At 37.3% G+C, this 14,543-nt stretch carries 11 protein-coding genes; 2 read left to right on the forward strand and 9 right to left on the reverse strand.

Features of this window, described 5'->3' with window-relative positions:
* Window positions 1-2 precede the first annotated feature (2 nt).
* Together J2Z32_RS01670 and J2Z32_RS01675 are read right to left on the reverse strand one after the other, a co-directional pair.
* Complete coding sequence (locus tag J2Z32_RS01670) at window positions 3-2,327, reverse strand: ABC transporter permease (RefSeq protein ID WP_210087389.1); 2,325 nt, start codon at window positions 2,325-2,327, stop codon at window positions 3-5.
* A 78-nt stretch (window positions 2,328-2,405) separates the two neighbouring features.
* A complete protein-coding gene (locus J2Z32_RS01675) occupies window positions 2,406-3,041 on the reverse strand; it encodes a TetR/AcrR family transcriptional regulator (protein ID WP_210087390.1) in 636 nt (211 codons plus the stop codon).
* A gap of 209 nt (window positions 3,042-3,250) precedes the next feature.
* Between J2Z32_RS01675 and J2Z32_RS22255 the strand changes: the two genes are divergently transcribed.
* Window positions 3,251-4,066, forward strand: coding sequence for a hypothetical protein (locus J2Z32_RS22255; RefSeq protein WP_245251041.1), 816 nt, complete (start codon window positions 3,251-3,253; stop codon window positions 4,064-4,066).
* A gap of 126 nt (window positions 4,067-4,192) precedes the next feature.
* Here the strand turns inward: J2Z32_RS22255 and J2Z32_RS01685 are convergent, their stop codons facing one another.
* The 7 genes from J2Z32_RS01685 to J2Z32_RS01715 all read right to left on the reverse strand — a co-directional run bounded on the left by J2Z32_RS01685 (window position 4,193) and on the right by J2Z32_RS01715 (window position 13,018).
* Window positions 4,193-4,912, reverse strand: coding sequence for an SDR family NAD(P)-dependent oxidoreductase (locus J2Z32_RS01685; protein WP_210087391.1), 720 nt, complete (start codon window positions 4,910-4,912; stop codon window positions 4,193-4,195).
* A 41-nt stretch (window positions 4,913-4,953) separates the two neighbouring features.
* On the reverse strand, window positions 4,954-5,520 hold the full coding sequence (locus J2Z32_RS01690; RefSeq protein ID WP_210087392.1) for an RNA 2'-phosphotransferase: 567 nt from the start codon (window positions 5,518-5,520) through the stop codon (window positions 4,954-4,956).
* A 129-nt stretch (window positions 5,521-5,649) separates the two neighbouring features.
* Window positions 5,650-6,786, reverse strand: coding sequence for an NADH-dependent flavin oxidoreductase (locus tag J2Z32_RS01695; RefSeq protein ID WP_210087393.1), 1,137 nt, complete (start codon window positions 6,784-6,786; stop codon window positions 5,650-5,652).
* A 232-nt stretch (window positions 6,787-7,018) separates the two neighbouring features.
* Window positions 7,019-9,373: a M13-type metalloendopeptidase gene (locus J2Z32_RS01700; RefSeq protein ID WP_245251045.1), complete on the reverse strand. Its 2,355-nt coding sequence runs from the start codon at window positions 9,371-9,373 to the stop codon at window positions 7,019-7,021.
* Window positions 9,374-9,472: 99 nt separating this feature from the next.
* A complete protein-coding gene (locus J2Z32_RS01705; RefSeq protein WP_210087395.1) occupies window positions 9,473-10,414 on the reverse strand; it encodes an MBL fold metallo-hydrolase in 942 nt (313 codons plus the stop codon).
* Between the two features lie 186 nt (window positions 10,415-10,600).
* Window positions 10,601-12,364 carry a glycoside hydrolase family 35 protein gene (locus J2Z32_RS01710; RefSeq protein ID WP_342453898.1) on the reverse strand — a complete coding sequence of 588 codons (1,764 nt, stop codon included), beginning with the start codon at window positions 12,362-12,364 and terminating at the stop codon, window positions 10,601-10,603.
* 132 nt (window positions 12,365-12,496) lie between these two features.
* Window positions 12,497-13,018, reverse strand: a complete 522-nt coding sequence (locus tag J2Z32_RS01715; RefSeq protein ID WP_210087396.1) for a hypothetical protein — start codon at window positions 13,016-13,018, stop codon at window positions 12,497-12,499.
* 388 nt (window positions 13,019-13,406) lie between these two features.
* Between J2Z32_RS01715 and J2Z32_RS01720 the strand changes: the two genes are divergently transcribed.
* Window positions 13,407-14,474, forward strand: coding sequence for a BMP family lipoprotein (locus J2Z32_RS01720; RefSeq protein WP_210087397.1), 1,068 nt, complete (start codon window positions 13,407-13,409; stop codon window positions 14,472-14,474).
* The last annotated feature ends 69 nt before the right edge of the window (window positions 14,475-14,543 follow it).

The raw sequence follows: 14,543 nt of genomic DNA on the forward strand, positions 1-14,543 counted from the left end.
AGCTACTCCTTTATATTTTCATAGATTTTGATTTTGTTAACATCTGAAGCGCCAAGCAACGTTGCAATAAACACTGCAATAATGAGGAGTAACGGACTTATCACATAAGCGATAAAAGGCGAAACTTCAAATTGAAATGAGCTAGCTCCAAATGAAGATAAAATCCCTCCCACCACAAATGCGCCTACATAATTAGCAAGAAATACGCCAAGGATTAATGCGATCAATGCAACAAGGATGGAACGAGAAAAATATTGCTTCATAACATCATCATTTCTAAAGCCAAGTGCTTTCATCACGCCAATGGAAAACCGATCTTTTGCCACTAGCATTTTAGTGAACAGCAATGTAATTAGCATGGTTAAAATTAGAGCAATTCCCGCTGCTACATAAGATGCTAACTTGATAGAGGTTATCGTTGAACCAAAGGTTTGTGCTTTAAAATCATCTATACCTGTCATTTTGGCAAAAGGAAAGGGTTCAGAATATTGATTTACCTTATCAGCAACAACTATAGAATCTTTGAGCTGAGCATACATAATGCTCCAGATTGTACTTGCTGACTCATCGGTAAAGGTCGCCTTTGCTGTTTTCCCACCATTTGTTATATCAGAATAAATTCCACTAACCTTAAAGGATTTAAATATCCCTTGCTGTTTTATCGTCATTGAATCTCCAACTTTTTTTCCAAGCTCTTGTGACAGTAATAATGAAAGGGCAATCTCATCTTCGAGCTTAGGCGCCGCGCCTTCACTGTAGCTTAAAGGGAAGATATGATGATTGCCTAATTCAATCTTGATCAATTCCTCTGACCCATTTTCACGCTTTATCATAAATGATTTCGTATGAAAAATAGCATACTTTTGGATGTCAGAATCATTTCTTAGTGTTTGTTCAAGCTGCATCTCTTGACTACGTGTTTGATCACCCTGAGGAATATCTATACGCAGATCACTTTTCCCAATTCCCATATAACGTATAAAGTTATCTGATGAAATTGTATGATATAAGTGATGAGGAACAAGCATTATAAAGGTAGACATCATTAAAACAATGAGCATGGTGATATACATCTTTTTCCTTAATAAAACATCCTTAAAGCCTAAAAATAGATTCGTATTAAGCCACTTGCTGCTGCCCAAATTAAATCGTTTGCTCCCTGCTCCAGCACCCTGTGCTGCCCCGTAACGTAATGCCTCTGTTGCCGATATTTGACGGAAGCGTCTCAGGACAAAACTTACATACATCGTAACCAAAATAAAAATGATCAAAATTCCAATTAAACCTATAACTACGCTGAAAATGGAATCCTCGACTTCACCCATATACAAACGTATATTTTGCAGCAATAATCCCTTACATAAATACGAAATGGTGAAACCAAGCATACATCCTATTCCTGCCATTACAGTATAGGGAATCAAGTATATTTTTTTAATGCTAGCGGCTCGAAATCCAATCGCCTTCATCACACCAATATCGCGATATTCATCCTCCATTTTTGCTAGCAACGTAAAACGAATACACATCATTGCGATGATCACCACGAGCAAACTAACAAGTAAAATAACCGCAATCATCAGCCCATCCGAAATCGCATTTAGCATTTTAAAAAGTGAGTAGGTGAGCGTTGGTCCATTCGCTTCAAGTCCTGCTGTCGTATATGCAGTCTGAAATGAACCTAGCTTAGATAGATCATTTAATCTAAATTCAATCAAATATTGCAGCGTGCCTTCGGCTTTTGTTTTTAGTTGAGCATAATCATTTTCACTAATTAGGAAGCGTTTAGAAGATGCTAATAAGGAGTTCATTTGAGAATCTCGTAAAAACCCAGCAATATTGAATGACTGCCCATTTACAACTATACTTTCACCAATTTGAGCGCTGTTATCCTTCATATAGTTCACTGGAACGTAGATTTCCCCATCCTTAGCATGGATCACTTCACCATCTAAATTGAGAAGAAAATCAAAATGCTTGCTTTGTGTAACAAAGCCATGGTCCTGAACACTATCTGCAAGTGACTTTCCGCCCATCATAATTGCCGTATTATCGATCTGTAAAAACTCTAGTATTTGATATTCATCAACCTCAGCTTGGCTTTTTGCGAATTGTTCAAGTCGCTGTGACTCTAAGTTCCCAGTATGCATTTGTAAAAAATGTGGCGTCTTCGCCTTAGACATTAGGACATCAATAGAGCTTGATAAATGAACGGTAAGCATAGATGCCAATGAAACCAGCATTGCCGCAGCCGCAATAAACAAAATCAGGATCAATGACATCCATTTATTTTTGACGATATCATTTTGGACTATTTTTCGATACATCAGAACCCCCTGCCCCAGCTTCACAACCGATTTAAATTAGTAAAATTATCTATAGAATTTAAGATTTAAAAACCTTCATTAATGTTCCTCTGCAGCCATAACAGAAATGACGGACAGTAAGCTCCCACTCGGTGCTCCTAGCAATCGCTCAGTATTAAAAGCAAAGGCCTCTAGACGTGATAAACGGATTTCATCATTCATTTCAATCATGTGGAGATCAAAAATCGTATTTAAATATATAAGTAACATTTCCATACATTCATAGGGATACGGGGTTGAAAATAATTGCTGTTCAATCCCTTCTTCAATAATTTCACTTAAAATGGGTGGAACATCTCGTATGATCACTTTTTGTATTTTTTGATGCATAAGTGCATTTTGAGGCTGATGAATATGCTCCATAATTTGCCCTGCACCATGATCACTTATATTTAGCGCCATCACAACGGACATGATGCGTTCATACACAGGAATACTTTTATTTGAAGCCGCCTTTTTAGCTGCTTGAAGTAATAGGGTGTTATAACGTTCAATAAGCGCATCCATAATATCTTCTTTGGATTTAAAATGGTAATACAATGTCCCTCGTGCAATCCCAACCTTGGCTAAAATATCGTTTGTACTCGTACCATCAAAACCTTTTTCACTAAATAGCTCATCCGCTGCATCTAAAATTTCATTTCTTCGTTCTTCGGCTTGTTTAACTACTCTCATTTGTTTTTCCTCCAAACGTACAGATATACTATTCCATATCTATAGACTATATAATAATTCATGCTAATAGACCGACTGTCTGTCTATTGATAAAATAACATAATTCTACTTTGTTATCAAGATGAACTTACTATAATTTTTATCGCTGTAAAACTGTTTTTCTTAATATATAATTACTTATAAAATTCGTTTATACACAAGGAGTTCATATGAAAAAAAGAGCTATGACTAGTATTTGGATTATGTTTTCTATATTTATAATTATTTTTATAGTGAGCTTATTTGTCACCTCGAATCTTAATCCATCTCAAAGAGTTTGGATCTTATTAGATCTATGGTCTATCTTACTTGCTACGATATTGCTAATAAAATATAAATTACCACCAACAAAGCAAATTTGTACTTCCGCTATTTTAGCTTTACTTGTGTCATTTGCTTACATAAATACTCCAACGGCCTTATTTTCTGGGGTTAAAGGTTTTATACTTACATTTATTGTTTCTTTATCTATTTTCAGTACGTTGTCTAACATGTCAAAAAACAAACTATTTATACTACGAAATCGCAATAAAAAAGAGATTGGAGTTAGTATTTCCATTGGAATTTTGTTTGGAGCGGTGTGGGGAGGCGTTAATTATATTTTAATGCTTTCAAATCAACAACCTGAATTTCATCTTTCAATTAATCACTTTTTATTATCATTAAGCCCCGCGATTTATGAGGAACTGGTATGTAGAACTTTATATTTTGTGTTTTGTTTACATTTACTTCAGGGGCAATCACCAACAAAATGGCAACAATTCACCTGTTGGTTTATGATGGTTGTCCCTCATGTAATGCCCCACACTCCAAGTAGTTTTTTACAGGGCGGACCGATTGGAGGAATCATTACAACACTGCTATATATTGTTATTTTTGGTTTGCCCTTTGCGATCCTGCAAAGAAAACGTGATGTTACCTCAGCAATGATTGGCCACGGACTTGTTGATACCATTCGCTTTAGTTTTTTTGGGCTTCCATTTTGATGACACCTCAAGTAAAATAAGGAACTTAATTAGTATAAAAAAAGGGTGTCACCTACCCAAGCTGTCACTTGGTTTGGGACATCCTTTTTAACTCGATAAAACCACTAATTCTTTTCTAGATCAAACTTAAGCATTTAAATCTGTTATCGCTGGAATGCTGATTTCCTTCACACAAGCAACAGGTGACAAGCTTACAATACACTTCACGATTGCCACAATATCCTGTACTGGAATACGTGTGCCATCATATTGTGCAATTGCTTTATCGATGCCCTCTTCATAAGGAATTTCAGCTGCTAGCTCACCAGGGTGAATACAAGTCACCGCGATTCTATCCTTACGCACATGCTCACGCAAGGCATGAGCAATCCCCCGTAAGCCAAATTTCGATGCCACAAAGGATACTTGAGGGTTATTTGTATTATCTAAAGCGGCGGTTGAGCCGATTAAAATAATTTTCCCTGCCTCTGATTTGCGAACGTTTGGTAATAAGGCTTGAATACATGTAATGGTAGATGTCATGTTAACATGAATAAGGTTTGCAATGTCAGCAGGCTCATCTAAGTCAAAACTATAATGCGCCTCAAACCCTTCTTTTTCCCAAATGCCTACATTATATATAACCACATCAATTGGTAAATCTTTCACTGCCTCAACCACTTGCTGATAAGCATTGGGCTGTGCTAAATCTGCCGAAATCCAATGTCGTGAAACACCATCATCTAATAATATACTTGCAGGTTTACTTCTAGACACGATCCATACCTGATCGCCTTGCTCAGGAGCCCCCTTTACAAAGGCATCCCCAAGCCCTTTGCTTGCGCCAAAAATGATATAATTTCTCATCCTTTAAACCCTCCTATTTTAAATCTATCGAAACAAAATGTTTATGACTCTAGCTCACTTTCTACGATTGTACATAGCTCCCAAGGAATCCATTCAGCTAGCCAGACCTCATTTCCTGCATAATAAAACGGAATTCCTTCCGCTCTAGCCTTCATGGTATCAATTTTAAGTATAACTAGCTTCCCTCGACGACTTCCTGCTAACGCTGCAAACTCAGTGCTTTCAGACAAATGCACATATTGTCTACCTACTGGGTCTAACCCTTCTGCCATAATAAAAGGTAAGGCTTGCTCGTTTGTACCATGATAGAGTGTATCTGGTGGATTATCGGCAATGTACTCTATTTTTTGATAGCTATGCCCATACCTAGCTCTAATTCTACCATTTTTGATTTCAAAGCGTTGCTTATCTGAATTACGAACTACCCGTTCTATATCCGTTAGCTTAACCTTTTCCCAACCTGGTAAGCTTTGAATCACTCGCAGGAGGTCATCAACATGACAAGAGCCGTCGCTAGCATCCAATTCAAGCCCAGACTGCTCTGGCTTATGTCGGAGCATTTTAGACATGATTTTGCTTAGCTTCACATCTTCTGTTTGTTTCTTCATGGAGTTTCCCCCCTTATGTATTGATTGTATCCTACAATATTTATATATAGTTTTATACTAAAAGAATAACCTTGAATCACTCTTACTAGGAGGAATCCAAGGTTATTATACATATTTATCTACATTAACTTAATCTTTAACAGGTATCCAACCTGGAGTATTTTTCATAATCGTCCATAGTGGATCGGGAATGACTAGCTCTTTTTGTGCAGACAGGTCGAGTTTAGTTTCAATTTCCTGCGCGCGTCCTTCGGCAATTTTTTGTACAAAATCCGGTTCGATCAAAAGTGGACGCCCAAGCGCCGCAAGGCTAATTCCACTATCTAAACTCTTAAGTGCTTCGTCAGCCGTATTTAAAGAACCCACACCGATGACAGGTAACGCACTACCAGCACGCTCAACAATTTGTTCAATCCGCGGGCGAGGGTCTTCTGTACCACGACGAGGAAGCGACCACAGCTCTTGCAACGAGACATGAAGATAATCAAGTCCTTCTTCTTTCAGTGCATCAATGAGTGCAAAGGTTTCAGCCATCGTAATCCCATTTTCTTCCGGTTCCTCAGGAGAAAAGCGATAACCAACTAGAAATGGCGATGTTGCATGCTGTTTCACTGCTTCTTTTACAGCACGTAAAACCCTAATAGGGAATGCTAATCGGCGCTGTAAATCCCCTCCCCATTGATCATCACGTGTATTGGAGTGAGGAGAGAAAAATTGTTGTAGCAGGTAACCGTTAGCTCCATGAATTTCTACTCCATCAAATCCAGCTTCAATCGCACGTCGTGTAGTCGCAGCAAAATCAGCAATAATGCCTTCAATTTCTTCATGAGTTAGTGGGCGTGGAGTAGGGCCAAAGCTACCATTCATTAACGTAGGTGGCACATTGCTGGCACTCACAGGTTGTCCATCAAGCAACAATTCAGGTCCACTTTGACTGCCGCCATGATAAATTTGTATCACTGCTTTTGCACCTTCGTTCTTAATTGCATCCGCTAGTTGTTTTAAGCTAGGGATCAATTTATCATCGTCACTACCAAATTGCCCTGGGAATCCCTTTCCTCCCCTCGACACGTAAACACAAGCAGTAACTACCATCCCAACGCCTTTAGAGCGGCGAATATAATAATTTAGTTCAGATTCTGTAACTTCCCCTTCCTCATTTGAAGAGAAATTGGTCATCGGAGCCATAACAAAGCGATTCTTTAATGAAACTCCGTTATTGAATTGAAATGGCTCTAACAGTGGACTATAATCTGGGCTTAACACTTTAATCCCTCCCATGAATTAACACTAAATTCCATATAATTTTGTAAGTACCGTACTTAGTGTAACTCAATCTATTTTAAAAAGAAAGTGAGTATTTTGGCAAATAATTGTATATAATCCAAAAAAAAAGAATACTGCTTTGTAGCTAGGGGCTTCCCTAAACTAACAAAGCAGCATTCCTTTATAGTCTACCGTTGATAATCAGATACTCTTAATTATCAGTTACTCATCATTACCAGATGCTCACACGATTTTCTGGTGCAACATACATCATATCCTTTTCTGTGATGCCATAGGTGTCATAAAACTCTTTAAAGCTGGAAACAGTACGATTTACGCGAATTTTACTCGCTGAATGGGTGTCATTGTTAATATAATACGCTACTGCTTCCTTACTCATCGTTGTACGCCAAATTGTCGCATAACCTTCAAAATAAGCTTTGTAATCTGGATTTTTCATTTTAGATAAAACCTGTAATGAGGTAGCCATTCCACCTAGATCCGCAATATTTTCACTTACAGTAAGTTGACCATTGTTATACACACCAGGAATAACCTCGATTCCGTTATAATAGGCAATAACCTTATCGGTTTTTTCTTGGAATTTTTTGAAATCTTCAGGCGTCCACCAGTTTACGGCATTTCCGTTCTCATCATACGCGGAACCCTTATTATCAAAAGCGTGGCTAATTTCATGCGCAATAACCATGCCAATTGCACCTAAATTAGTCTCATGCTTAGCATTTATATCATAAAATGGAGCTTGTAAAATTCCTGCTGGGAACACAATTTCATTGTTGAGTGGGTTGTAATAGGCATTTACAGTATACACACTCATTGCCCATGCACTTTTATCGACGGGCTTGTTTAATAATTCAACAGATGCTTTTTGATTTGCTTTGCGAAGAGCCACGAAATTATCAAATAAAGAGCCACCATCTTTAATGGAGACGATATTAACGTCCTTTAGAGTATCATTCCATTTATCCGGATATCCAATTTTAACGGTCATTTTATCCAGCTTCAGCATTGCCTTTTCCTTAGTTGCCTCAGACATCCAGTCAAGGGCTTTGATCCGCTCTTTATAAACAGCTATAAATTCCTTCACAGTATTCTCAACATCTTTTTTTGCTTCTGCTGAAAAATGGCGTTCCACAAACATTTGTCCTAAATACTCACTCATTACACTTTGAGTTAAGCTAAGAGCAATTTCATCTTGTGTTTTTTGACCTTGAATGCCAAGGAAAGTAGCTTGAAAATCACTAGCTGCTTGTTGTAAATCTGGATTTAATAGATTGCTGGAATTCATCAGTAACATCGCTTGCATATAGTTTTTAAAGTCATTGACATGTTGGTCTGTCAAGAGTTTTGCCAATTGGGCAACTTGTCCCTTATCCATTACAATAAGCTTCTTTACTGAATCAAGCTGTACCTGCTTTAAATAATCCTTCATATCTAATGTAGGGAATAAATCATCAAATTCCTGTAGAGTAACTGGATTATAATATTTATTCACATCACCTTGATCTTGAGGATCCATTGTAGCCGATGCAATTTCCTTTTCAAACTCATAGACGGAATTTGCCTTTTTCTCAGCAGTCTCCTTATTATCTCCTGCAATTTGATACATCTTGCTTAAAAAGGATATATAAGCTTGTTTGACGTTTGCATTACCTGAAACATAACTATTTTTATCCAATCCGATAGCTATGCCAGCATAATACAAAGCATTTGCTTTACTATCTTTAGCATCATTCATGACCGCAAAAGATAAAACAGAGCCATAACCAATCTCCTTTTCCATCTTTAAGCCGACATTCATCAGGTCCTTAATGGTTGTGGCTTCATTGATAGCCGAAAGATATGGAATAATTGGCTTAATGCCCAATTCATTACGATGCTTTACATCCCGTGCATTGCTATAAAAATCTGCAATTTTTTGCTCGATCGAGCCTTTAGTTTGTTCACCCTTTACAACCTCTTGGATGATAGCTTCAATCCGTTTTTGATTTTGCTTGTTTAGTTCATTAAACACTGCATTGCTTAATTCTCCAGCATCAATTTTTGATTCATTTAACCACTTCTTATTTACAAATTCATAATAGTCATCACGTGGATTTGTTCCTTTTATAGCAACCAGCCGTTTGACTAATGCAGTCAATTGCTCCTGTGTAACTGCTTCTTTTCCTCCAAGCTTGCCATTTCCTGTGCCGTTTACAATTCCCGTCTCAGCAATTTTATTAATTTCGGCTTGTGCCCATGCAGGAATATCTGTAAAGGTAGCATTGGCATTTAAGCTACGTGCATCATTACCTTGTGGCTTTGGTAAATCAGAGAAGGCACGACTAATCATAATGAGTGCTTCTAGACGCGAAACATTACTCTCTTCATTTGTGTGCCCTTTGGCATCCCCTTTTAAAATATCCTCTTTCTTTACACCAGGGTTGTAGTCGTCAGCCACATTGAGTAAATAAGAAGCAACCTCGCCTCTTGTCATTGCCGACTTCTCATCTTTAGCTAACGCATGTGGTGCTAACGAGGTTAGTATCAAGGATGAGGACAATAAAAATGCTAATAACTTTTTCAAAACAAAACCTCCCTCAAAATATAAAAACATTTGGTATTATTTACATACCTTATCACAATATTACGGAGCTTGTACCGTTAAGGTTTCATTTGATATGGTTTAATGCGCTTGATAAAATTGTTTTAGAAATTCTAAGTTCCTATAAAAGACATCTGGGGCTCCCCATCCTGCATAAGCATTAGGCATCTCCACTTGCTTACAGTCAAAATCGTCTCCATGATGCTCTATCTCCTGTTTACTGATCTCAATGAGTTCTTGAATGTATTTCTTTAAATGGATTAAATAAGACGTGTTCACAACAGTACCATGACCTGGAACAATCGTATGCTCCCCCATAGTTTCTAACTCATTTAATACCTGTAACCAATCTAAATGATTGCCATCACTAAAAAGAGGATGATTATAGCTAGAGACGATATCGCCTGCAAAAATAATTGATTTCTCTGGGATATAAAGGATAGAGTCACATAAAGTATGTGCTTGCCCCATCGAAATTACTTCTACAGTATGAGGGGTGCCATGAATACACATTTTTTTATCATACGTAATTGTAGGTAATGTAATACTGAGGGTACATATGGATTGTTTTAACTCCTCTAAAAAACATTGATGTGTGATGAGTTGATTTTTTTTAATTTCATCTTGCTCAGCTAAAATATCGAACGAAGCTTGCTCTATATCCTGCTCCAGATTAGGCAATAATGGTTTCATACGGCTTAACCAACTATCTTGTGTGTTAATCATCATGTCTCTTGTATTGCTAGAAGAAATAATAACAGCATCCTTAAAGCTCTGATTTCCTCTCATATGATCGCCGTGCCAATGACTATTTATGACATATTTAATTGGCTTACCAAGCAACTCCATTGCTACGGCTCTTAAATCCTCCCCAGCTTGTGGGGTGTTAAAGGTATCAAAAATAAGACCAAACTCGCCCATATCGATAATTCCTGCATTACTCATTGCCCCACCTCTTTCGGTCGCAATACATGCATACACACCTGAGGTTACTTCTTCGATTGTAAAGTGTCGAGATTCCATCACTTTTGAGCTCCCTTCATCACCCTTGAGATTAGATTTAACAAGTATGATAAACAATTTCAGCGTTATTGTAAGAGATAATAATCACGCTTATAAAAAAGAGAAAGAAGGATAGCTAAATACTACCCTTCCTTTTATATATTTATATATGCTTATACATACTTCTTAAATTAACTCTCCTATTTTCTAGAACCCAGCATCAGCCTCTAACGTAATACTGTCTTTCACTTTGCCTTCTGTTTCAAACAAAATAATTTCATTCCTTCCTACCTTCAATAATGGAGCAGGAATATACAATCTGCGTTGGGGACCAATTTCCCAGAAGCGTCCTAGATTAAATCCATTTACAAACGCGACTCCCTTGCCCCATCCACTGAAATCAAGGAACGTATCTGCTGGTTCTTCAATATCAAGCTCAAATCGATAAAAAGCAGGTGTGCCCTGTTCATATTTTTTCGTGAAATCAAGTTGTTCCAAATTGTCTAGGGGTAACGAATAATGCTCCCAGTCACTTTGGAAAGCACCATTAACAATAACGCCACCTTTTATTCCCTTCACTTGACTATTCATTTTTACAGAGTAATTTACTCTACCCATATTTTCTACGAGTACCATTAACTCATTGTCAGGGTCAACTAAATCAAACACTTCTTTTTCTTCCATGTCTAAATCGTATTTTGTGAACTTTAGCTTTTTATTAATAAACACATTTGCACGATCTGTACATTGGATTAATCTAAAATCCTCGATAGGTCTGTTTTTGCCTAAATTAGATTTATATAAAATGTATCCTGTCGATTGATGTAAGGCTTCCATGGTTAGTGGGTACGGAGAGGTTACGGGATTTGCAAGCTCGTCCATGACAGAAAATAAGGAAACCTTGTCCTTTACTTTAATTTCCCCAAACGCCTTTCTTTGAATAACGGTAGATAACTTCACCTCAGGTAAAGTAGTAAAGCGGCTGATCACTTCCTGGAAAGCCTTATATTTAGGTGTAATCTCGCCCCACTCCGTTAAAAGTGCATCATAATCATACGATGTGGTATCTGGAGCTAGCTTCTCATAATAATTTGCCCCACTTGTAAAACCAAAGTTTGTTCCACCATGGAACATATAAATATTGACACTACCTTCTTCTAATGCATGTCCCAATTCTACGGAAGCGCTTTCCGCATCACGCGTATGATGCTCTTCATCTCCCCATGCGTCAAACCATCCGATCCAAAACTCCATAACCATAAGTGGCTTTTCTTCACCATGAAATTGTTTTAGTCTAGCATAATGCTCCTTAATATTTGAACCACAATTAATTGTAGCTAATGCCTGATCCTGTATAGATCCATTGTCTAACATATCATGCCAAGGGCCATCAGAAGTAACTAATGGCACAGTGGTACCATGCTTTTTCATCATATCAGCTAACGCATTCATATACGCTTTGTCGTTGGCATACCCACCGTATTCATTTTCAACCTGCATTAAAATTATGGGACCACCTTGGTCGATCTGTAGGTCTTTAATTTCCATAAATAAACGCTTAAAATACGCATCTACTTTATTTAAATAAGGTGGATAACTAAAGCGTAGCTTCATCTCTCCATCAAGTAACAACCAATACGGTAAACCGCCAAATTCCCACTCGGCACAAATGTATGGGGATGGCCTTACAATGACATATAAACCAAGCTCTGCCGCAGTTTGAATGAATTTACGCAAATCATACATGCCTGTAAAGCAAAACTCACCTTCTTGAGGCTCGTGCATATTCCATGGCACATACGTTTCTACTGTATTACAGCCTAACGCCTTCAGCTTTTCTAATCGATCCCGCCAATACTGTGGGACAACACGAAAATAATGAATCGCTCCTGATATAATTTTAAAGGGCTTGTCATTCAGGTAAAACTGTTCACGAATTGCAAATGAAGATTGCTGAATGTGCAGATCCACGCTGTGATCCTCCTTGAAGAAGTGTATTTTTTATTGGATTGTCGTATACAGAATAGCATAGATGTTCATTTAGCTAAAGCTTCAAAATAACGCTTTCATTTAAGTAACGGTATTATCACCTCTTTTATTGTATTATAGTAAAATAACATTTGGCCTCTGACGCTGATCCGGATTATCCCGATCTTCAATAATTTTATTTGCGATTGCTCTCATGAATTGTTCCTCATCCAATTCTTCATCTAAAATCAATCCCACTTCAGAAGGGTGATAAATATAGTCAATCATATTGTTTAAACCTGTATTTTTAGCTAAATAGGTAATGACATACTCTGAACCCGCTTCGCCATACTCTTTGAGATAATCAAAAAAATGAATTAAAGTATTCGTAATGTCCTCATCACTTAATTCACATTGTGGGGGCTCCGGCATAAGCAATAGTTTTGCAACATCATCCAGACTACTGTGTGACCAATAATGATTAAATTGAAAAATATCAATTGGCTTCCCTACTAAAATCTCAAGACGTTTAGCAAGCTCATTAATCTCTTCAAAATTGTGTTGACTGTTCTCTTCCATTAGATTCGCTGCTTGATCAATGAGTAGCTTCACTTCATTTAACTGCTGTTCATCAAATACAGGTATATGTATCTTCATCGTATCAATCCTCCAATGTATATGTAATTATACTTTAACATAACCTGAATACTTCTCTTATTAACCTAAATACAACTTTAAATCGCATAAAAATGTTTTTTCAGCCTTGTGTTTTATTATGTAGAAATTTGTATGAAAATGCGTAAAAAACAAAATACAGAGCAACATAAGTATATGCAAGTTGTAGTTGTGAAAGGGCTTCCACCTTTTAAAGGTTAAGTAATATGGAACATTCCATGTAAACTTTATTCAAAGTAAGCGTTTCAACTCTAAAAAAGGCGGAAATTATTTAACCTCAGGTCATTAAAAGTATGGATTTAAAGTATTTTTCAGGGTATAATCTGACTGAACAGAATTAGACAAAATTTTTAAGGGGGATTTTACATTAATGAACAAGGTCTTTAAGTATTCACTCGTGATGGTGTTGGCTTTGACAATGATTTTGACAGGATGCGGTAGTAAAAGTGACAAGTCAGCAAATGACAAAGGTGCTAATTCCGGAACAAAAAGTGAAGCTGGAGAAAACAAAGACAAGGCTTCTAAAATTAAGATTGGTCTTGTAACCGACATCGGTGGCGTTAATGACAAATCCTTTAACGAATCTTCTTGGGAAGCTCTAGAAGCGTTAAAAAAGGAACAAGGAATTGATATTCAATATCTTCAAAGTGCATCTAGTGCTGATTACATTCCTAACTTGACTCAATTTGTTCAAGGTGGTTATGCATTAACATGGGCGATCGGTTTTGACTTAGGTGATCCACTTAAAGAAGTTGCAACTGCTAATCCAAATGGAAATTTTGCGATTATCGATAACGTCGTAGAAGGTCCAAACGTACAATCTGTTACTTTCGCTGAAAACGAAGGTTCCTTCTTAGTAGGTGTTGTAGCTGGTTTAACTACGAAAACAAATAAAATTGGCTTTATCGGTGGTATGGAAAGCCCTGTTATTAAACGTTTTGAAGTTGGTTTCAAAGCTGGGATCGAAGCGGTTAATCCAAATGCGAAGCTAACTGTTACTTATGCAGGTGGTTATGACAAACCAGACTCTGGTAAATCCCTTGCAAGCCAATTGTACAACGATGGCGCTGACATCATCTTCCCTGCTGCTGGACAAACAGGTAATGGTGTATTTAACGAAGCAACTACTCGTAATGCTGCTGGTGGTGCTAACAAAGTATGGGTTATCGGTGTAGATAAAGACCAATCCATCGAGTTTGGTACAGATGTTACCCTTACTTCTATGATTAAACGTGTTGACGTTGCTGTTAAAAATGTATCTCAACAAGTTATTGATGGTACATTCAAAGGTGGTACAATTACTAACTTAACTCTTAAAGATGATGGTGTAGGTATCTCTGATACTTCAAGTGTGAATGTACCTAAAGACATCCTTGATAAAGTTGAAGAATACAAGCAAAAAATTATTAGCGGTGAAATCACAGTTCCTGCTGAGTAATTAAAGATAGATTTACTAAAATTAAAATCCAATAACAGCAAGGCCAGTGTGATCAATCAACTGGTCTTG

The organism is Paenibacillus turicensis, from assembly GCF_017873435.1.
GTDB classification, from domain to species: Bacteria; Bacillota; Bacilli; order Paenibacillales; family Paenibacillaceae; genus Fontibacillus; species Fontibacillus turicensis.